Origin of the sequence: Streptomyces sp. NPDC048255 (assembly GCF_040652415.1) — a bacterium.
Lineage (GTDB): Bacteria > Actinomycetota > Actinomycetes > Streptomycetales > Streptomycetaceae > Streptomyces.
Genome location: NZ_JBEZMA010000021.1, coordinates 33,748 through 53,940, shown reverse-complemented (window position 1 = coordinate 53,940; position 20,193 = coordinate 33,748). Strand labels below are relative to the sequence as shown.

General features: G+C 72.2%; 20 protein-coding genes. 12 read left to right on the top strand and 8 right to left on the bottom strand.

All coding sequences use genetic code 11. The features are described 5' to 3' along the window. Positions 1-327 precede the first annotated feature (327 nt). Positions 328-1,020 (bottom strand): transferase, encoded by a 693-nt coding sequence (locus AB0D94_RS18565; protein ID WP_362052593.1) that lies wholly within the window; start codon positions 1,018-1,020, stop codon positions 328-330. Between the two features lie 89 nt (positions 1,021-1,109). Between AB0D94_RS18565 and AB0D94_RS18560 the strand changes: the two genes are divergently transcribed. Continuing rightward, on the top strand, positions 1,110-1,985 hold the full coding sequence (locus AB0D94_RS18560) for a glycosyltransferase family 2 protein (RefSeq protein WP_362052591.1): 876 nt from the start codon (positions 1,110-1,112) through the stop codon (positions 1,983-1,985). Here the strand turns inward: AB0D94_RS18560 and AB0D94_RS18555 are convergent. Then, a complete protein-coding gene (locus tag AB0D94_RS18555) occupies positions 1,982-3,076 on the bottom strand; it encodes an NAD-dependent epimerase/dehydratase family protein (protein ID WP_362052589.1) in 1,095 nt (364 codons plus the stop codon). The genes AB0D94_RS18560 and AB0D94_RS18555 overlap by 4 nt on opposite strands. A 142-nt stretch (positions 3,077-3,218) precedes the next feature. On the opposite strand from AB0D94_RS18555, the gene AB0D94_RS18550 reads away from it, so the two are divergent. Both AB0D94_RS18550 and AB0D94_RS18545 read left to right on the top strand, forming a co-directional pair. Further along, complete coding sequence (locus AB0D94_RS18550) at positions 3,219-4,580, top strand: tetratricopeptide repeat protein (protein WP_362052587.1); 1,362 nt, start codon at positions 3,219-3,221, stop codon at positions 4,578-4,580. Further along, positions 4,577-5,467 (top strand): glycosyltransferase, encoded by an 891-nt coding sequence (locus AB0D94_RS18545; RefSeq protein ID WP_362052584.1) that lies wholly within the window; start codon positions 4,577-4,579, stop codon positions 5,465-5,467. Before AB0D94_RS18550 ends, AB0D94_RS18545 begins: the two co-directional genes overlap by 4 nt. Positions 5,468-5,589: 122 nt before the next feature. Here the strand turns inward: AB0D94_RS18545 and map are convergent, their stop codons facing one another. Further along, positions 5,590-6,357, bottom strand: coding sequence for a type I methionyl aminopeptidase (gene map / locus AB0D94_RS18540; protein ID WP_362052582.1), 768 nt, complete (start codon positions 6,355-6,357; stop codon positions 5,590-5,592). A gap of 63 nt (positions 6,358-6,420) precedes the next feature. Between map and AB0D94_RS18535 the strand changes: the two genes are divergently transcribed. Then, entirely contained in the window at positions 6,421-6,672 is a 252-nt protein-coding gene (locus tag AB0D94_RS18535; RefSeq protein ID WP_362052580.1) for a helix-turn-helix transcriptional regulator, read from the top strand. A gap of 295 nt (positions 6,673-6,967) precedes the next feature. Here the strand turns inward: AB0D94_RS18535 and AB0D94_RS18530 are convergent, their stop codons facing one another. Then, positions 6,968-7,657: a DUF4386 domain-containing protein gene (locus AB0D94_RS18530; protein WP_362052578.1), complete on the bottom strand. Its 690-nt coding sequence runs from the start codon at positions 7,655-7,657 to the stop codon at positions 6,968-6,970. A gap of 129 nt (positions 7,658-7,786) precedes the next feature. Between AB0D94_RS18530 and AB0D94_RS18525 the strand changes: the two genes are divergently transcribed. The 8 genes from AB0D94_RS18525 (at position 7,787) to AB0D94_RS18490 (ending at position 16,417) form a co-directional block, all read left to right on the top strand. Next, entirely contained in the window at positions 7,787-8,494 is a 708-nt protein-coding gene (locus tag AB0D94_RS18525; RefSeq protein WP_362052576.1) for a TetR/AcrR family transcriptional regulator C-terminal domain-containing protein, read from the top strand. Beyond that, complete coding sequence (locus AB0D94_RS18520) at positions 8,491-8,871, top strand: PPOX class F420-dependent oxidoreductase (RefSeq protein ID WP_362052574.1); 381 nt, start codon at positions 8,491-8,493, stop codon at positions 8,869-8,871. The genes AB0D94_RS18525 and AB0D94_RS18520 overlap by 4 nt, the downstream gene beginning before the upstream one ends. 99 nt (positions 8,872-8,970) lie before the next feature. Further along, positions 8,971-10,725, top strand: coding sequence for a hypothetical protein (locus AB0D94_RS18515; RefSeq protein ID WP_362052572.1), 1,755 nt, complete (start codon positions 8,971-8,973; stop codon positions 10,723-10,725). Between the two features lie 167 nt (positions 10,726-10,892). Beyond that, positions 10,893-11,735, top strand: a complete 843-nt coding sequence (locus AB0D94_RS18510) for a nitrilase-related carbon-nitrogen hydrolase (protein ID WP_362052569.1) — start codon at positions 10,893-10,895, stop codon at positions 11,733-11,735. A gap of 38 nt (positions 11,736-11,773) precedes the next feature. After that, the gene (locus AB0D94_RS18505) at positions 11,774-13,027 is read left to right on the top strand and encodes an aspartate aminotransferase family protein (protein WP_362052736.1); all 1,254 of its coding nucleotides are present in this window, start codon (positions 11,774-11,776) and stop codon (positions 13,025-13,027) included. Between the two features lie 11 nt (positions 13,028-13,038). Next, entirely contained in the window at positions 13,039-14,439 is a 1,401-nt protein-coding gene (hydA, locus tag AB0D94_RS18500) for a dihydropyrimidinase (RefSeq protein ID WP_362052568.1), read from the top strand. Between the two features lie 11 nt (positions 14,440-14,450). Further along, positions 14,451-15,464, top strand: coding sequence for a TIGR03842 family LLM class F420-dependent oxidoreductase (locus tag AB0D94_RS18495; protein ID WP_362052566.1), 1,014 nt, complete (start codon positions 14,451-14,453; stop codon positions 15,462-15,464). Between the two features lie 290 nt (positions 15,465-15,754). Then, on the top strand, positions 15,755-16,417 hold the full coding sequence (locus AB0D94_RS18490; protein WP_362052564.1) for a hypothetical protein: 663 nt from the start codon (positions 15,755-15,757) through the stop codon (positions 16,415-16,417). Positions 16,418-16,676: 259 nt separating this feature from the next. Here the strand turns inward: AB0D94_RS18490 and AB0D94_RS18485 are convergent, their stop codons facing one another. The 4 genes from AB0D94_RS18485 to AB0D94_RS18470 all read right to left on the bottom strand — a co-directional run bounded on the left by AB0D94_RS18485 (position 16,677) and on the right by AB0D94_RS18470 (position 20,127). Beyond that, complete coding sequence (locus AB0D94_RS18485) at positions 16,677-17,888, bottom strand: amidohydrolase family protein (protein WP_362052562.1); 1,212 nt, start codon at positions 17,886-17,888, stop codon at positions 16,677-16,679. 47 nt (positions 17,889-17,935) lie between these two features. Next, on the bottom strand, positions 17,936-19,066 hold the full coding sequence (locus AB0D94_RS18480; RefSeq protein WP_362052560.1) for an MAB_1171c family putative transporter: 1,131 nt from the start codon (positions 19,064-19,066) through the stop codon (positions 17,936-17,938). Between the two features lies 1 nt (position 19,067). After that, positions 19,068-19,586 (bottom strand): hypothetical protein, encoded by a 519-nt coding sequence (locus AB0D94_RS18475; RefSeq protein ID WP_362052558.1) that lies wholly within the window; start codon positions 19,584-19,586, stop codon positions 19,068-19,070. Between the two features lie 79 nt (positions 19,587-19,665). Continuing rightward, positions 19,666-20,127, bottom strand: coding sequence for a helix-turn-helix domain-containing protein (locus AB0D94_RS18470; protein WP_362052556.1), 462 nt, complete (start codon positions 20,125-20,127; stop codon positions 19,666-19,668). Positions 20,128-20,193: the final 66 nt, after the last annotated feature.

Here is a 20,193-nt window from a genome sequence, read left to right as displayed (position 1 = left end):
GCTCGCCTACCGCTCCTTGAGTCACGTGAGGCATGTGTGCAGGGTTCGCCTGGGCGGGCGCAGCGCCGCTGGCGCTGCGCCCCTGAGGGGATCGTCCGGCTGCATGGGGGCGGTGAGCAGCAGAAGTGCCCAAGCGGCCAACGCCCGTAAGGAGCCTCCTGCTAGGCCCTGTCCGGGCGATCTTCGCGGGCCCGCGCCGCCTGGCACGGCGCCTCGCCGCGTTGTCGGACCGCGCGAGTACGGCCGAGTACGAGCTGCGCTCCTCCGCCTTGCGATGCACCGCACCAGACGACGCGGGCTGATCCACGAAGATCGCCCGGACAGGACCTAGATGCGCCGGCGACGGCGGACGCTGGTTTCCATGGTGTGAGGGGCCGTGACGGTGCAGTCCTTCGGCACGGTGCGGATGGCCAGGGTCACGCCGCTGGTGATCTGACAGCGGCGGCCGATGGCGGCGCCGGGGCCGATGCTGATGTTGTTGCCGGTCTGGGTGCCGTCGCCGATGAGGGCCCCGAACCGGGTCGTGCCGCACCGGTAGAGGCCGGTCATGGTGCGGATGATCACTTCCCTGTCGGGCTTGCGCATGTCGGCCGTCATGTTGATCGCGGCCACGGTGACGCTCGCGGACAGGTGGGCTCGGGCCCCGAGGACGGTCCGGTTGACGCCGATCCGGTGCCCAAGGACGGCGCCTTCCCCGACGAACGTGGCGGTGACTTCGCAGTTGAAGCCGACCTGGGCGCCGGCGCACAGGACGCTGCCCTTCCGTACGGTCGTGAACTCGTGGACCTTGACGTCAGGCCCGATGATCACGTCGTCCCCGATGATCGCCGTGGGGTGGATGAACGCGGAAGGATGGATGCGATGGTCCTCCCCCAGCGTGACAAGGGCTTCGCGCTGGAGGCCCTTCCACTGGGCCAGGAACTCGGCCAGCTCGAACTTCTCCAGGCCGCCGTAGACGGTCGTGGCGATGGCCCCCTCGGTGGGGGCGGTGACGTAGTCGCCGAGGGTGATCCGTTCCATTGCAGTGGCCTCTCATACGGTCCGGGGCCCGGGTTCGGCGGGGGTACGCTCGCCGTTCACCTTGCCCCGGGAAGAAAGTGGTGGTGGTCGTGACCCGGCCGCGTGTGGGTGTCGCCGTGCTGACGATGGGCGACCGGATCCCCGAGCTGCTGGCGCTGCTGGCCTCGGTGGCCAAGCAGGACGAACCGGCAGCCCGGGTCGTGGTGGTCGGGAACGGGACGGCCCTGTTGGGCCTGCCCGAGGGCGTTACCGGGGTGGAGTTGGAGGAGAACCTGGGGGTCTCCGGCGGCCGCAACGTCGCCTGGCGCCGCCTGCGGGACTTCGGGGACGTCGATGTCCTGGTGGACCTGGACGACGACGGCCTGCTCGTCGAGGCGGACGTCTTCAGGCGGATTGCCGACCTGTACGCGGCGGACTGCCGGCTGGGCATCGTCTCGTTCCGGATCGCGGACGAGACCGGGACCACGCAGCGGCGGCACGTACCCCGGCTGCGGGCGGGTGACCCGATGCGGCGGGGCCTGGTGACGACGTTCCTGGGCGGCGGGCACGCTCTGTCGATGCCGATGCTGGAGGAGACCGGGGGTTGGCCGGACGCCTTCTTCTTCGCGCACGAGGAGACCGACCTGGCCTGGCGGGCGATCGACCGCGGCTGGGACATCCTCTACGAACCGCAGCTGGTGCTCCAGCACCCGAAGACGTCCCCGGCCCGGCACGCGGTGTACTACCGGATGACGGCCCGCAACCGGGTCTGGCTGGCCAAGCAGCACCTGCCCGTCCCGCTGGTGCCGGTCTACCTCGGGGTGTGGGTGGCACTGACCGTGGTCCGCACCCGGTCCGTGGCGGGGCTGAAAGCCTGGTTCGCAGGGTTCGCCGAGGGCATCCGGAGATCCGGCGGCCCCCGGCGCCCGATGCGTTGGCGGACGGTCTGGCGGCTGACCCAGCTGGGCCGGCCTCCGGTCATCTAGGCCGTAACGGGCTCCCGCCTGAGCCAGTCCGGGGCGGCGGCCGGGGTGTCCTGGAGCCACTTCACGTAGCGGGCCACGCCCTCGGTGATGGTGACCTTCGGCGTCCAGCCCAGGATGTTCTCCATCCGGCGGGTGGCCGCGTACCCGCCGAGGGGATCACCGGCCGGGAGCGGCGTCTCCAGGAACGGGGTGTTCGGGTAGTGGGCCTGGACCAACTGGGCGACCTTCCTGACGCTGGTGGGGACGCCGGTGCCGATGTTCACCGTCTCGGTGTGCGCGCGGGGGCTGGCCAGGGCCCGCAAGGTGCCCTCGGCGATGTCGTCCACGTGGACCATGTCCCGCACCTGCCGGCCGCCGCCGTTGAGGTGGAGAGGGAGACCGAGGTGGGCCCGCGCGGCGAACCAGGCCACGACCCAGGAGTGGGAGTTCGGCTTGATGGTCTGCGGTTCGCCGTAGACGGAGAAGTACCGGACGATCGCGTACGACGTGCCAACCTGGCCCAGGACGAGAGCGGTCTGCTCCTCGCCCCACGCCTTCGTGTTGCCGTACACGGATTTGGGGCGCATGCGGGTGAACTCGTGGAACTGGGGCGGGATGCGACCGTGAACGGATTCCAGGAGCTGGCGCATGGTCAGTAGTTCGGGGCTGTCGGTCTCTTCGGGGTTGCCGTCGCCGTAGACGCTGGCGGAGGAGACGAACACCATGCGGCGGACGCGGTCGGTCGCGGCGATGGCGTCCAGGATGTTCTGGGTCCCGGCCACGTTGGTGTCGATGGCGGCCAGCGGTTCGCGGGTGCAGGCCGCGACATCCGCGAGGGCGGCAGCGTGGATCACGTAGTCCGATTCCGCCACGAGCTTCTGCACAAGCGCGGTGTCACGAATGTCCCCCAGGATCATGTCTGGGTCCCCGGCGCGGACGCCGAACAGGTCGGCGTACACGCGCTCGGGGTAGGCGCTCATGGTGCACAGGGCCACAGGGCGGGCGCCGAGGTCCCGCAACTGGGCGGTGATGCGGGAGCCGATGAGTCCGGCGCCGCCGGTCACCAGGACGGTGGCGCCGGCCAGAGCGCCGAGTTCTGAGCGGTGGGGCACGATGCCTCCAGAAACAGGGTTCGGGTGGAACGTGACAGGCGGCCGGCCTTGCAATCAGTGAAGCGGTGGTCACTGTGCGCGGGTACCGTGAGTGGGGCAGTAACTTGTTCAAACTGTTCAAGATCGGCTCAGGGAGTACGAGTTGACGGAGAGGCGGAATCCGAACACCCCGCTGGCGGACGCCATCTCCGAGGCCGGGTGCACGTACGAGTCCCTGGCCAGGGAGATCCGTACCGTTGCCGCCGAGGCCGGGGAGGAACTGCACACCTCTCGCTCGGCAGTCCACTCCTGGGTCGCAGGCGGTACCCCAAGCGGTCAGACCCGCTCGTACATCGCCGAGGCTCTCACCAGAAGGATGAAGCGGAAGGTCACCCTCACCGAGATCGGTCTAGGCTGCGCAGGCATCGGGGAGGCCTTGGGGGCCGATCCGCTGGCCAGCGCCACCGACCTCGGGAGATTCGTGATGCTCCGTCGCAGGGACTTCCTCAACTCCGCCTTCGCGACGGGCGCCGTCGGTCTGCCCCTCGCCTACGACCACGAAGCCGTCGCTGCCACGCTCAGGGCGGCCGAGCGCGGGGGCAGCGTCGGGGCTGAAGAGGTCGCCACCGTCCGGCAGCTCACCGAAACCTTCCGGAGCGCGGACGACCGATTGGGCGGCGGTCACGGGCTGACGACGGTGACTGCCTACCTCACGGACACGGTAGTCCCCATGCTGGAGGGGCGATTCCCGTCAGAGTCAGTGCGCCGAAGCGCCTTCGGGGCGGCGGCCACGCTGGCATGTCTGGCCGGCTGGAAGCACCACGACCTGGGCCGCGAAGGCGCCGCCCAGCGCTACTACCTGCTCGGCTTCCAGCTGGCCTGCGAGTCCGACGCTCACGGGCACGGCGCATGGATGATGCGGGCCCTGACCCACCAGGCACTCGACCTCGGCCACCCCGGCTCATGCATCGGCCTGGCGGAGGAAGCACTGCGACGCGCGTCGGGCAAAGTCGACCGGCAGACCGAGGCACTCCTGCTCGTCACGTGCGCCAGGGCATACGGGGCCGGCGGACAGGGCGAGAAGGCGGCGGCCTCACTGCTGTCGGCCGAAGACGCGATGCTGGCCGGAGACGATCAGGTGCCCTCGTACGCCGCAGCTTCCGGGCCCGTCACGGCCACCGTTGCCTCGCACACCGGCAAGACCCTGACGGAGATGAGGGACCACAAGGCGGCCGAGAAGCACTACCGGACGGCGCTCAAGGGCCGGGTGCCGGGTACCTACCAGAGGGTGCACGGTCTCACCCTGGTCAACCTCGGCAAGTCCGTCGCGGCCCAGCACAGGCACGAGGAGGCAGTAGCCCTCTGGGACCGCTCCCTCGACTTCATGGATGGGGTGGTCTCCGACCGCAACCGGAAGGAAGTCAGGGCGATCCAGTCCGTCGCGGCCGGCTACCGCAGGCGCCGGGTCCCCGGGGCCGAAGCCCTGAACCAGCGCGCCGCCGAACTGCTACGAGCCCAGGCATGAACAACACCAGTACGGGCAGGCCGACGATCGGCGTCGTGGTCCTCACCATGGGAGACCGGGACAGGGAACTCCGGGTCCTCCTCGATTCGGTGGCGGCGCAGGAGGGAGACCCTGCGACGGTCGTCGTGCTCGCCCAGGGGACAAAGCTTCCCGGCCTACCCGCCGGGGTGGCGGCCGTCGAGCTCCCGGAGAACTTGGGCATCCCCGGCGGCAGGAACGCCGGCGTCGAGTGGCTGCGGGAACAAGGCGGTGTCGACGTCGTCCTAGTCCTCGACGACGACGGCCTCTTGCCCCGGACGGACACCCTGCGGCTTGTCCGGGAGGCGTTCACCGCGAACCCCCGCCTCGGAATCGTCGGCTTCCGCATCGCGGACGAGGAAGGCGTCTCCCAGCGCAGGCACGTACCCCGCCTCGGCGGCGCCGACCCGCTGGCCTCCGGCCCGGTCACGACGTTCCTGGGCGGCGCCCATGCCATCCGAATGCGCGTGATCGACCAGGTTGGTGAGTTTCCCGCGCAGTTCTTCTACGCCCACGAGGAGACCGACTTCGCCTGGCGTGCACTCGACGCCGGCTGGGAGATCGACTACCGGGCGGACCTGGTCCTGACTCATCCCCGCACCGCGGCATCCCGCCACGCGGTCTATTACCGGAACACCGGGCGTAACCGGGTCTGGCTGGCGAAGCGGCACCTGCCCGCCGTCCTCGTGCCGGTCTACCTCACGACGTGGGCGGCGTACACGCTGGTCCAGCGGCCCCCTCTGGCGGGGCTGAAGTCGTGGTGGGCCGGGTTCTTCGAAGGCGTGCGGGTCCCGTGTCCGCCGCGTCGCCCCATGCGGTGGCGGACGGTGTGGCGCATGACCCGACTGGGCCGCCCACCGGTGATCTAGCCTCGCGGCGTCAGATCGCTGGCTGGCGGCGGCCGAGAAGACCCGGCGGGGCGGCGGCTCGGCGATGGTCGTCCACCCGCGGGGGACCCCGTAGGCCGTGTCGCAAAGCACCGCCTGCCCGGTCAGAGGGCGGTGAGGATGCTGGGGCCGTCGTCGGTGATGGCGACCGTGTGCTCCGCGTGCGCGGCGCGGCTGCCGTCGACGGTCCGCAGGGTCCAGCCGTCGCCGTCGCACGAGTAGTCGTCCGTCCCGCCCGCGATCACCATCGGCTCGATCGCCAGGACCATGCCGGGGCGCAGCCGCATACCGCGTCCCGGCGGGCCCTCGTTGGGCACGCCCGGGTCCTCGTGCATGTTGCGGCCGATGCCGTGGCCGCCGAAGCCGTCGGGGATGCCGTACCCGGCGGAGCGGCACACCGTGCCGATGGCGTGCGCGATGTCCCCGATCCGGTTCCCGGGCACCGCCGCCGCGATGCCCGCGGCGAGGGCCGCCTCGGCGGTCTCGATCAGCCGCAGGTCCGCGGGGCGGGCCCGGCCGACGGTGAAGCTGACCGCCGCGTCCCCGGCCCAGCCGCCGAGCTTCGCCCCGCAGTCGATGCTGACGAGGTCGCCGTCGCGCAGCCGGTAGCCGCCGGGGATGCCGTGCACGATCGCGTCGTTGACGGAGGCACAGATCACCGCGGGGAAGGGCACCGGCGCGAACCGCGGCCGGTAGCCGAGGAAGGGCGAGCTCGCGCCCGCCTCGCGGAGCACCTCGCGGGCCGTCTCGTCCAGTTCCAGCAGGGAGACGCCGACCCGTGCCCGGTCCCGCACGGCGGCCAGGGCGTGGGCGACGACCCGGCCCGGCGCGCGCATCTTGTCGATCGACTCTGTTGTCTTGAGTTCCACCATGCCAATAACTATACCGGTATAACTTTAACGGTATAGGTATTGGGGGCGGGGTAGGATGGGGGCATGGTCCGTACCCCTCTCACCCCCGAAGAGCGCGAGCGCGGCGAGCGTCTGGGTGCGCTGCTGCGCGAGGCCCGCGGCGGCCGCAGCATGGTCGAGGTCGCCGCCAGCGCCGGGCTCTCCGCCGAGACGCTCCGCAAGATCGAGACGGGCCGGGCGCCGACCCCCGCGTTCTTCACGGTCGCCGCCCTCGCCGAAGCGCTCGGCCTCTCCCTGGACGACGTACTGCGCCGCTGCGTCTTCGTCCCGGTCTAGTGCTGTGGCCGGAAAGGTCTGCCGGGCGGCGCGACCCGGTGAACCTTTCCGGCCACAGCACTAGGTCGTCCGGGCCGGCCCCGGCGGCCGAACGGCCCATCGGCAGGTGGGGACCGGCGGTGTGCGGGGCAAGCGTGAAGGCGTGTCAGCCAAGAACGCATCGAAGCAACTCGGCCTCGGATTCGTCGGTGCCCTCCTCGCGGGCGGCCTGCTGCTCGCCGTCTGCGCCGCCCCCGGCGGTCGGTCGGCCGCCCGCGAGCCGCTGAAGGACTGTCCGGCCTGCGCCGGCGACGGCTCAGCCGTCGGCCCGGGCCGGGTCGAACCCCTTGTCGAACCCCTTGGCGATGAGCCGGACGGCTAGTGCCACCTCCCAGGCGAACACCGGGACGGCCGCGGCCGAGCCCGCCACGGAGACCTGCTCGTAGAGCCCGAACAGCACGGCGACCGCCGAGGCGCATATCAGCGGGCCTCCGACCAGCCCCAGCACCGCGATGAACCGGGGGACGAGCCGCGAGCGGTACATCAGGTACGCCAGCAGTGCCGTGTTCAGGCCCAGGGCGAAGTTCGGCCCGAGCAGGAACGTCCAGTCGTGCAGGGCCACGAGGGCCCGGTCGGCGCCCGCTGTGCCCGCGGCGCCCGCCGCGCCGGCCGGGTCCTGGCGCAACGTCACGAGCGTCAGGACGCCGAGGATCCCGACGGCGATGACGACGGCCTCCAGGAGGCGGAAGCACACGTACCCCAGCGCCATCCCCTCGTGCCGCCTCTTGATGACGGGGAACAGCGCGACCCCGGTGCCGATGACGGCGGCCACGAGGACCAGTTCGCACAGGGCTCCGAGGAACGCCGAGGTTCCGGCGCCGGGGGCGAGGGTGCCCGCGGCCCCGTCCAGTACCGGCTGGTAGAGGGCCAGCCCCCCGATGGCGGCGACCTCGGTCACCAGGAACAGCACGCCCGCGACCACCGCGGTCCTTCTGTCTGAGCTCATCTTCGGTCCTCTCGACCCATGAGGGTGTACGCCGTACACCTCGCGCCCACCGTAGGCGTACGCCGTACACTCGTCAAGCGGGATCAAGAGGGGTACCGATCGACGTCCGATCGCGAGGAGAGGTGCGACATGGCACAGCAGGCGGAGGCCGCCCGCCGGGCGCCGCTGAACAGGGAGCGGGTGCTGCGGGCCGCCGTCGCGCTCGCCGACGAGGGCGGCATCGAGTCGCTCAGCATGCGCAGGCTCGCCCAGGAACTGGGCGTCGTACCGATGGCCCTCTACAAGCACGTGGCCAACAAGGAGCAGCTCCTCGACGGCATGGTCGACGCGGTCGTGGCCGAGATCGACCCGCCGACGGGCGGCTCCGACTGGAAGGACGTGGTCCGCGGGCGCGTCCTCTCGGCCCGCCGGGCGCTGCTGCGGCACCGCTGGGCCTCGCAGGTGATCGAGTCGCGGACCGGGCCGACCCCGGCCGTGCTGGAGTACCTGGACTCGATGATCGGCACCTTCCGGGACGGCGGCTTCTCCGTCGACCTCACCCATCACGTGATGCACGCGATGGGCAGCCGCCTGCTGGGCTTCAGCCAGGAGTTGTTCGACGACTCGGGGAGCGCCGGCCCGGAGGCCGGGGCGGACGTGCTCGCCGCGATGGCGGGGAGGTACCCGCGGATCGCGGAGCTGGCCGCGGCGGCCGCCCATGACGAGGGGTCCGCCGTCGGCCGGAGCTGCGACGACCAGTTCGAGTTCGAGTTCGCGCTGGACCTCCTCCTGGACGGCCTGGAAAGGCTGCACCGGCAGGGCTGGACCTCCGCGGGATCACCTAGGGTCGGGGGATGACGATGGAGGAGCTCGGCAGGGCGCGGTACGTCAGCCTCACCACCTTCCGCAAGGACGGCACGCCCGTCGCCACCCCGGTCTGGGCGGTGGCCGACGGCGGTGAGCTGTACGTGTGGACGCGCAGCGACTCGTGGAAGGTCAAGCGGATCCGCCGCGACGGGCGGGTCACCGTGACCGCGTGCGACGTGCGCGGGCGCGTCGAGGAGGGCGCGGCCGTCCGGGAGGGGCGGGCCCGGCTGCTGGACGAGGAGGGGCTGCGGCGCGTGCGCAGGCTGATGTCGCGCAAGTACACCTGGCAGTTCTGGATGGTCGACGTGCCGGCCACGCTCTGGCGCCGGGGCGTGCGGCCGCACACCGGGATCGCCGTCAAGCTTTGAGACTCCCGTAGCCCGCCCGTAACACGGGTGGGATCCAATGCGGTCATGGAGACCGCGACTTCACTGGCGATCAGTCAATTCTCGGACTATTTACGGGGGTTGACCCAGAGGCTCGATCCCGGGGCGGGCTGGTACGGGGAGTTCCTGCGGCGGGACCCGGAAGGCCTGCGTGCCTGCCTCCAGGGGGCCGCGATGGCGCCGTGGGACGTCGTGGAGTCGCTGCTGCGGGACCTCGCCGGGCTGCGCGGCGAGGAGGTGGCGGCGCGGGAGAGCGGGTACGCGGCCCGGCTGCGGGCCGCCGCCGTCGGGGCCTGGGACCGGCTGCCGGGCGGGACCGGGGAACTGCGGACCCTGCTCGCGGCGGCGGCCGGCCGGCGGGCCGAGGCGGACGCGGCCCTGCGGAACCTGTCCGCCCGGCTGGCCTCCGCCGCCGACCGGGCGGAGGCGGAGACCCTGGCCCGGGAGGTCTCGTGGACCCGGGACGACGTGGCCCGCGCCGCGGCCCGGCACGAGGACCTGGCGGCCCGCCTGGCGGCTGTCGCCGACCCGACCGCCCCTGCGGTGCCTGCTGCGCAGGGCGAGCCCTGGCCCGCCGGGCCTGCCGCGCATGCCGGGCCCGCGCATGCCGGGCCCGCGCATGCCGGGCCCGCGCATGCCGGGGCTGCGCATGCCGGGGCTGCGCATGCGGTGCCTGCTGATCCCCGGTCCGCCGCGCCTGCTGCGCAGGGCGAGCCCTGGCCCGCCGGGCCCGGTCCCGAGGGGTTCGGTGCGTCTCCGGGGGAGGGCGTACGGCCGGGCGCGGCCTGGTCCGCCGCGCCTGCTGCGCCTGCCGAGTCCTGGTCTGCCAAGTCCGGGCCTGCGGAGCCTTTCGCGTCGCCGGGGGACGGCGTGTTGCCGGGTGTGCCGAGGCAGCGGGAGGCGCCGCCCGAGGCGGGGGGCCGGGGCGGGGTCCCGGCGGAGGCGCCCGTCGGGCGGGCCGAGGGGCGGTGGCTGCGCGGCGGCCGGCGCTCCGGGGGAGCCCGGTACGCCGGAGCCGCCGCGCCCGGGCCCCAGGCCTTCACCCCGCCGCCCGGGTACGAGCCGGAAGGGGCCGGACCCGAGCCGGCCCGGGCTGCACCGAGCGGGGCACGCTTCGGGCATCCCGCCCCGTCGCCGGGGCCCGAGCCGGCCCGGGCAGCGCCGCGCGGGGCACGCTTCGGGCATCCCGCCCCGTCGCCGGGGCCCGAGCCGGCCCGGGCTGCACCGCGCGGGGCACGCTTCGGGCATTCCGCCCCGCAGGCCACCGGCAGTGGAGGTGCCGCCGCAGCCGGCCCCGGGGCCGTCGACGCCGGCCGGCAGGCCGGGGTCCTCGTAGCGCAGCTGATCGCGCTGCGTGCGCAGGCGCGGACCGGCGAGGCCCACGCGCTGCTGTGCGAGGCTGCGGCCTGGCCCGCCGAGCGGCTGCCCGGCCTCGCCGCCGAGCTGGTCCGCGCCGGGCTCGCGGCCGACTGGGCCGGCGTCCTGTGGGAGGCGGCCTCGCTCCCGCCCGAGCGGCTCGCCGCCGCCGCGGCCGCGCTCGGCGAGGCCGGGCGGGAGGCCGACAGCCACGCGCTGCTGCGCCAGGGCGTGGCCCGCCCCGCCGCCGAGATCGCCGAGGCGGCGCTCGCCCTCGGCGGGGCCGGCCGGGCCGGGGAGGCCGATGCCCTGCTCGGCGCCTTCGTCCGGGTCCGCACCGCGGAGGAGGTAGCCCGCCTCGCCCGCCGCGACCCGCAGTGGCTCGTCCCCCGCCTGCTCCACGCGGCTCGCGCGCTGCCCGGGACCCGGCACCGCGACCTGGTCCACGCCCTGCGCGTGGCCGGAATCGCCACGGCGTAAACCGCCCGTCTCCTGAACGCAATCGACCGCGGGGCGACGTAACGTGATCGACTACTCCAACCGCGCAACGCGGTCTTGCCCCACGCTGTGCCGAGGCCTACGTTCTACTCCCTACGTACTGCGTCTACGTGCGTAGAACCCGGCGTTCCCGTCGCGAGGAGCAGCTCATGGCCCAAGTCGTCCGCGCCGCCCTGGTCCAGGCCACCTGGACCGGGGACACCGAATCGATGATCGCCAAACACGAGGAGCACGCCCGCCGGGCCGCCGCTCAGGGAGCCAAGATCATCGGCTTCCAGGAGGTGTTCAACGCCCCTTACTTCTGCCAGGTCCAGGAGCCCGAGCACTACCGCTGGGCCGAGGCCGTCCCCGACGGCCCGACCGTCCGCCGCATGCAGGACCTCGCCCGCGAGACCGGCATGGTGATCGTCGTACCGGTCTTCGAGCAGGAGAGCGCGGGCTTCTACTACAACACCGCCGCCGTCATCGACGCCGACGGCAGCTACCTCGGCAAGTACCGCAAGCACCACATCCCCCAGGTCAAGGGGTTCTGGGAGAAGTACTACTTCCGTCCGGGCAACCTCGGCTGGCCCGTCTTCGACACCGCCGTCGGCCGGGTGGGCGTGTACATCTGCTACGACCGCCACTTCCCCGAGGGATGGCGCCAACTGGGCCTGGCGGGAGCCCAGTTGGTCTACAACCCGTCCGCCACCCACCGCGGCCTCTCCTCGCACCTGTGGCAGCTGGAACAGCCCGCCTCCGCCGTCGCCAACGAGTACTTCATCGCCGCCATCAACCGGGTCGGCCAGGAGGAGTACGGCGACAACGACTTCTACGGGACCAGCTACTTCGTGGACCCGCGCGGCCAGTTCGTCGGAGACGTCGCCAGCGACAAGGAGGAGGAACTCCTCGTCCGCGACCTCGACTTCGCACTCATCGAGGAAGTCCGCAACCAGTGGGCCTTCTACCGCGACCGCCGCCCCGACGCCTACGGAGGGCTCGTACAGCCGTGACCAACCCGATCCCCCTGCACAGCCGCCACATCAGCGTCATGCCGGACTGGCTCGCGCTCTACTACCGCCACCCCCTCGAAATCACCCACGGCGAGGGCCGCCACGTCTGGGACGCCGACGGCAACCGCTACCTCGACTTCTTCGGCGGCATCCTCACCACGATGACCGCCCACGCCCTGCCCGAGGTCACCAAGGCCGTCTCCGAGCAGGCCGGGCGGATCATCCACTCCTCCACGCTCTACCTCAACCGGCCGATGATCGAGCTGGCCGAACGGGTCGCGGCGCTGTCCGGCATCCCCGACGCCCGGGTCTTCTTCACCACCTCCGGCACCGAGGCCAACGACGCCGCCCTGCTGCTCGCGACGACGTACCGCCGCTCCAACCAGATCCTCGCGATGCGCAACAGCTACCACGGCCGGTCCTTCTCGACCGTGTCGGTCACCGGCAACCGGGGCTGGTCCCCGACCAGCCTCTCGCCGCTCCAGACGTACTACGTCCACGGCGCCGTGCGCACCCGCGGCCCCTTCGCCGCCCTGCCCGACGCCGAGTTCACCGCGTCGGCCGTCGCCGATCTGGAAGACGTACTGGGCCAGGCGCGCGGGGGAGTGGCCGCGCTGATCGCCGAGCCGATCCAGGGCGTCGGCGGCTTCACCTCCCCGCCCGACGGCCTGTACGGGGCCTTCCGCGAGGTCCTCGACCGGCACGGCATCCTCTGGATCAGCGACGAGGTGCAGACCGGCTGGGGCCGCACCGGCGAGCACTTCTGGGGCTGGCAGGCGCACGCCCAGAACGGCCCGCCGGACGTCATCACCTTCGCCAAGGGCATCGGCAACGGCATGTCCATCGGCGGGGTCGTGGCCCGCGCCGAGGTGATGAACTGCCTGGACGCGAACTCCATCTCCACCTTCGGCGGCTCCCCGGTCACCATGGCGGCCGGGCTCGCGAACCTCTCCTACCTGCTCGAGCACGACCTCCAGGGCAACGCCCGGCGCGTCGGCGGGCTGCTGCTGGAGCGGCTGCGCGCGATCGCCGCCCACGTGCCCGCCGTACGGGAGGTCCGCGGCCGGGGCCTGATGGCCGGCCTGGAGCTGACCCGGCCCGGCACCGACGAGGCCGACCCGGACGCGGCCGCCGCCGTCCTGGAGGCCGCCCGGGCCGGCGGCCTGCTGCTCGGCAAGGGCGGCGGGTACAACACCAGCGTGCTGCGCATCGCGCCGCCGCTCTCCCTCACCGTCGCCGAGGCGGAAGAAGGCGCCGAGATCCTCGAACAGGCGCTCCGCAGCATCCCGTAGGGGGGACTCCCATGAGCATCCGCACCCTGATCAGCGGCGGGCTGGTCGTCACCGCCGCCGACGAACTGCACGCCGACGTCCTGATCGAGGACGGCCGCGTGGCGGCGCTCGCCGCACACGGCTCGGCCGCCGCCGGGTCCTGGACCGCCGACCGTACGATCGACGCGAGCGGGAAGTACGTGATCCCGGGCGGCGTCGACGCGCACACCCACATGGAACTCCCCTTCGGCGGGACCGCCGCCTCGGACACCTTCGAGACCGGGACCCGGGCCGCCGCCTGGGGCGGCACCACCACCATCGTCGACTTCGCGGTGCAGAGCGTGGGCCACGCCCTGCGCGAGGGGCTCGACACCTGGTACGACAAGGCCGACGGCAACTGCTCCGTCGACTACGCCTTCCACATGATCCTCTCGGACGTGAACGAGGGCACCCTGAAGGAGATGGACCTCCTCATCGGGGAAGGCGTCACCTCCTTCAAGCTGTTCATGGCCTACCCCGGCGTCTTCTACAGCGACGACGGGCAGATCCTTCGCGCCATGCAACGGGCCTCCGGCAACGGCGGACTGATCATGATGCACGCGGAGAACGGCATCGCGATCGACGTCCTCGTCGAACAGGCCCTGGCGCGCGGGGAGACCGACCCCCGCCACCACGGCGAGGTCCGCAAGGTGCTCCTGGAGGCCGAGGCCACCCACCGGGCCATCCAGCTCGCGCGGGTCGCCGGCTCCCCGCTGTACGTGGTCCACGTCTCGGCGGAGGAGGCGGTGGCCGAGCTGGCCGCGGCCCGCGACAAGGGCCTGCCGGTCTTCGGGGAGACCTGTCCGCAGTACTTGTTCCTGTCCACCGACAACCTGGAGGAGCCCGACTTCCAGGGCGCCAAGTACGTCTGCTCCACCCCGCTGCGTCCTCGCGAGCACCAGGCGGCGCTGTGGCGGGGGCTGCGGACGAACGACCTCCAGGTGGTCTCCACCGACCACTGCCCGTTCTGCTTCCGGGGCCAGAAGGAGCTCGGCCGGGGCGACTTCTCCAAGATCCCCAACGGGCTGCCGGGGGTGGAGAACCGGATGGACCTCCTCCACCAGGCCGTCCTGGACGGGCACATCAGCCGCCGCCGCTGGATCGAGATCGCCTGCGCGACCCCGGCCCGGATGTTCGGCCTCTACCCGCAGAAGGGCACGATCGCGCCGGGCTCCGACGCCGACATCGTCCTCTACGATCCGCACGCCGAGCAGGTCATCTCCGCCGAGACGCACCACATGAACGTGGACTACTCGGCGTACGAGGGCAAGCGGATCACCGGACGCGTCGACACCGTGCTCTCGCGCGGCGAACTCGTCATCGACCGGCGCGAGTACATCGGCCGGGCCGGCCACGGGGTCTTCGTCCCCCGCTCCACCTGCCAGTACCTGTAAGGAGCCGCCCCATGGACTTCGGCCTCGTCCTGCAGACCGACCCGCCCGCCTCCCAGGTCATCAGCCTCATGCGCCGCGCCGAACGCAACGGCTTCCGCTACGGCTGGACCTTCGACTCGGCCGTGCTGTGGCAGGAACCGTTCGTCATCTACAGCCAGATCCTGGCCAACACGCAGAAAATGCACGTGGGCCCCATGGTCACCAACCCGGGCACCCGCACCTGGGAGGTCACCGCCTCCACCTTCGCCACCCTCAACGACATGTACGGCAACCGCACGGTGTGCGGGATCGGGCGCGGCGACTCCGCGATGCGGGTCGCGGGCCGCGCGCCCAACACCCTGGCCCGGCTCGGCGAGGCCATCGAGGTCATCCGCGACCTCGCCGAGGGCCGCGAGGCGCAGGTCGGTGGCAACCCGATCCGCATCCCCTGGATCCGGGACGGGAAGCTGCCGGTCTGGATGGCGGCGTACGGCCCCAAGGCCCTCGCGCTCGCCGGACAGAAGGCGGACGGCTTCATCCTGCAGCTTGCGGACCTCTACCTCACCGAGTGGATGATCAAGGCAGTCCGCCAGGCTGCTGTGGAGGCCGGCCGCGACCCCGCTTCGATCACCATCTGCGTTGCGGCCCCGGCGTACGTCACGGCCGACGACTCGGCGCAGGCCCTGGCCCACGCCCGCGACCAGTGCCGCTGGTTCGGCGGGATGGTAGGCAATCACGTGGCTGACCTGGTATCCCGCTACGGCGAGCACTCCTCGATGGTCCCGGAGGAGCTCACCGCGTACGTCAAGGCCCGCCAGGGCTACGACTACAGCCACCACGGCCGCGCCGGGAACCCGTCCGCGGACTTCGTCCCCGACGAGATCGTCGACCGCTTCTGCCTGCTGGGCCCGCCCGAGGCCCACATCGAGAAGCTGCGCGCCCTGCGGGATCTCGGCGTTGATCAGTTCGCTGTCTACAACATGCACGACGCCCGGGAAGCGACCATCGACGCGTACGGCTCCGACGTCATCCCGTCGTTCAGCTGACTCTCAAGGGTGGTGCGGGGCTGGCCAGGAGGTCAGCCCCGCAGCAGGTTGCCGGCGGCTCTGGGGCAAGACGCGGAGCGAGGGGACGCTGGGGCCGGACGCGTATCCGGACATGGCGGTCGTGCAGTACCGGAAGCACCAGAAGCCGCGGTGGATCGCCCACGAGCATGGCCCACACCAGCGGCTACGATGCCCGCGACGGTCTCGACGGCCTCTTCTACAAGGACCGTGACCACCGGACGTGGGTTGATGGCACCGGTACGAAGAGCTGCTGAGATGAGGAAGCTGCCGTGAGCACGGGAAGATGGCTGCGGGTCTGCCTGCAGCGCTACGTCATGACCGCCGCGCTCGGCTGGGTGGCCGCGGCCCTGGTGCTGCCCGTTCTGGGCGACGATCCCTTCTGGGCGTCGTTCGGCGCGGGGCTGGGAGTGGGGCTGATCGTGGTGCCGCTCCTGACGGTCGTGACCATGTTCGTACTCGTCCTGCTGGCCGGTCGGCGGTTCGAGCCGCCGACCGGCGGTCCCTCGCGGATCCGGGGCGGCCGGCTGATCGTGCTGCCCCTGGTCCTGCTGCTGCCCGTGGCCCTGCTCGTGCCACTGCAGTACCTGATCGTGCTCGGCGCGCAGCTCGTGTACCTGGTGTGGGTGCTGCCATGCCAGGACGCCCGCGACACGGTGGACGTGCTGCGCTCGCTCGCCGACCCGGCCGTCCCCGCGGAGCAGCGGGCCCGGATGGCACGGGCGGTCGCGGGACTGCAGGGCAGGCCTGTCGTCGAAGCCCTGGTGCAGACCTCGGCCGACGCGGAGCCGGAGGTCGCCGAAGCGGGTCTGGAGACCCTCTGCACCATCTGGCGGCGCGACGGAGTCGTCGGCGAGGACCTGCTGCTGAAGCTCGACCCGCAGGCCCAGGACCGCGTCCGGGCCCTCGGCGTCAGGGTGCGGAGCCCGTGGTGAGAACGGCGGCGATCGGCCGCGCATGACATGGGCCCGGCCCTCGAGACCACTCGGTAGGGCCGGGCCCCTTTTCCCTTCCCGGGGTCAAGGACACTGTCGGCCGCGGGGTCATGGCGCTCCCGCGCGCCTCCCCGAAGGCCCGTAGCCGTGCGCCCAGTTCGCCGTGTACGACATGCACGACGCGAAGGAGGCCGCCATCGACGCCTACGGACAGCGGATCACCCCGCGCCGAGCAGCTGACCCGCCGCCGGCCCCCCGCTCAGCGCGGGGCCGGCGGCGGGTTGCCGGCCGGGACGTGGGGGCGGCCGGCGGACATCGTCAGGCGGACGTCGCGCAGGGCGGCCAGATCGGCCAGCGGGTCCCCGGTGACGGCGATCAGGTCGGCGCGGTAGCCGGGGGCGAGGCGGCCGGTGTCGGAGGCGATGCCCAGGGCGAGGGCGGCCTCGACCGTGGCCGCGTCGATCGCCTCGGCGGGGGAGAAGCCGATGTGGCGGAAGAACTCCAGGCTGGACACGAAGCCGTCGAAGACGGCGTGCGCCACGCCCGCGTCCGTGCCCGCGATGAGCCGTACGCCCCGGCCGGCCATCCAGCGCAGCCGGTCGAACATCTCCTCGGCCCGCTCCGGGCCGAAGCGCCGGGCGAAGCCGCGCCAGTCCGGGCTCGCCGCGGGACAGACCCGGATCCCCTTCGCCGCGATCTCGGCGACCAGGTCCTCCCGTACGTCGAAGCCGTCCCGCGCCATCCAGGTGCAGTGCTCGATCGTGTCGACGCCCGCCGCGACCGCCGCCGCGATGCCCTCGGTGCCGTGCGCGTGCGCGGCCACCGGCAGCCCGGCCCGGCGGGCCTCGGCCACCACCAGGTCCAGCTCGGCGGCGGTGAACTGGGCCTGCCACACCGGCGGGCCTCCCTTGGTGATGCCACCGCCGGTGGCCATCACCTTGATCACGTCGACGCCGTCGCGCACGTTGCGCCGGACCAGGTCGCGCAGGGCGTCCTCGTCTGCCACCTCGCCGCCGAAGAACCAGCAGTGGCCGCCGGGGCGGGTCAGCGGGGTGCCGGCGCTGAGGATGCGCGGGCCGGGCGCGGCCTCCTGCTCGATGGAGTGCCGCAGGCGCAGGGCGAGGCCGCCCCGGTCCCCGAGGTCCCGTACGGTCGTCACGCCGCTGTCGAGCAGCTGCCGGGCCCGTTCGGCCATCCCGGCCAGCAGGCCGGTGTCGTCGGTGTCGAGGAGGGCGGTGACGGGGTCCGGCCCGGCGTCGAGGGCCAGGTGGACATGGCAGTCGATCAGTCCCGGCAGCAGTGTGCCGTCGGGGAACGACATGACCGTCGCCCCGGGCGCGGCCAAGGGGGCGATCTCGGCCCGCGGGCCCACGCCCGCGATCGTCGCGCCGCGCACCAGTACGGCGCCGTCGCGCAGCCGCCGGCCGCCGGGACCCGTGACGAGCTGCCCGGCCGTGATCAGGTACTCCATGCACTCACACCTTCGTATCGGTCGCCCCGCCGGATCCAGCGGGGCGGTCAAGCGGTCCCGAGCGCTTCGGAGAGCAGCAGGAGCTGGTCCACGTCGTCGTCGAGGCTGTCGCCGCGCGGCAGGGCGACCCCCACCGCCGAGGCCGGTACCGGTGTCCCGGCCGCGTACTCCCGCAGCGCCCGGCGCAGGTGTCCGGCCACGACGCCCGGCGGCAGCTCCTCGACCGGCCCGGCCTCGGCGAGGGGCGCGAGATGGGGACTGAGCCGCACCAGCCCGTCCCGGCACTCCACCACGCGCCGGTAGTAACGCCGGTGCGCACCACGGGGGTTGAGCCGGGCGGGCCAGTCGCGCCAGCCGCCGGACGGCGCTTGGTGCAGGGCGTTCTCGGGGAACGCCGCGTGCAGCGCCGTCCAGAGTGGAGTGAGCCGGCGGTAGGTGCGCCGGTGCCGCAGCCGCAGGCGCAGCGCCGTCAGCCGGCCGGCCGCCCCGGGGTAGATGACGCCGACGACGAAGAGCGGGATCGCCAGGTCCAGCAGCAGTTTGACGCTCGTGATCACGACCGGCGGAACGGTGCCACCGCCCGCGCGTACGAGGGCCAGTACGGCGCGCAGGGCGCCCGCGCCCACCATGCAGGCCAGGGAGAGGGCGACCAGCCGCAGTCCGACGGCGAGCGGGCCGTGCGTGGTCCGGACGTAGCGCAGCGTCCACCACAGCGCCATCGCGAGCGCGTACGTCAGGTAGACCCCGGCCGCCAGGTAGAACACGGTGACCCCGGGCACCCGCATGTCCGCCGTCGCGTAGACGTGGGTGCGCGCGGCGCGCGGGGTCGCGAGCGTCGCCGCCGTGATGACGACCGCGGTGACCAGGAGCGGGATCACCTCGATCCGGGCGCGCCGACGGCCGCTGCGCGGGTCCGAGGCCGATTGCAGGTAGAAGCACATGAGCCAGTAGGCGGTGCCGAGCAGCAGGACGTTCTGCACCAGCTTCGTGGTTCCGGCGCCCACCATGCCGTCGACGTCGCCGGCGACGCTGCGCAGACCCATGGGGAAGGACAGGCAGGCGCAGAGGATGCAGTACGTCACGGCCTGGAGCGGCCGGTCGTGCGGGGCCTTGGCGATCTGGTGGGTCATCCGGAGGAGGGCGACCAGCAGGACCGTGCCGAGCAGGATCGTCAGCACGTCACAGCCACCCGCGCCGCTCGGTCAGTGCCCGCTGGATGCGGCGGGCCGAGGAGTCCCGTGGGGCGGGCTGGGCGAAGTGGTCGAGGACGCAGGCCCATTCGAGGATGATGGTGGCCATCATCTCGGCCTCGCGTTCGCGGTCCTCGTCGTACGAACTGCGCCCCAGGAGTCGCTTGACCACGTCGAGGGAGATGTTCGGCATGATCGCGCCGAGCAGCGCGTCGTCGAGTTCGCCGCTGTGGTGGTCCGCGAGGATGTGCCCGATCTCGTGGACGATGATGTGGTCCTGGTGCGCCTTGCTGGTTTCCTGCTGGTAGAAGATGTAGTCGGTGGCGTCGGTGGCGATCCACAGCCCGTAGGGGCCGTTCGCCGGGAGCCGGTACGGGACCAGGCGGATGGGCCGGCCCCGGCGCTCTCCCAGCAGTCTGCACAGTACGGCCACGTCCAACGGCGGCTGGACCCCCAGCGCCCGGAGCTCACGCTTGCAGCGCCGCCGTAACTCGCGCTCTTTCAGCAATCTTCCTCCCCCGTGTCACACCGGCCACACACGAACTCATGCAACATGAGTCGGGTTCGGACAGACAGGGGGAATCAGGTCATGAATCCTGTGCACCGGCGGGTTCGTCCTCGGGCGGACCGCTCTGGGGCAGTCCTTCCAGGGCCCGGACGTGCTCGATGAGTTCGCTGATCGAGTTCAGGCTCGCGGAGGAGAGGCCGGCGGCCCGCAGGGCGACGTGCTGGACGTCGGAGTCCCGGAGTGCCGCGAGGAGGGCGAGCTGCGCGTGGACGTCGGAGGCGACCTGGTCGTTGAAGAAGTAGGCCGGAGGGACGCCGAAGAACGTGGCTATGCCTTCGAGGTGCTTGAGCGTCGGGTTGTCGCGCTGGCCTTTGCGCAACAGCCAGATGTAGCTTCCGGAGATGGGTATGCCGGTCTCCGTGATGGCCCGGGCCACCTCTTCGGTGTTGTACGGCTGACGGCCGGCCGGAACCACCGTTTCGAACAGGTGATTGATCTTGTCGGCAAGGCTGAGTCTCGCACCGCCGTCCGAGTTGGCCAAGGTTGCACCTCCCTGTGTCGCGGGCAATCTAGTGGTCGGAACCCGGCGCGTCGACGCCCGGGGGTG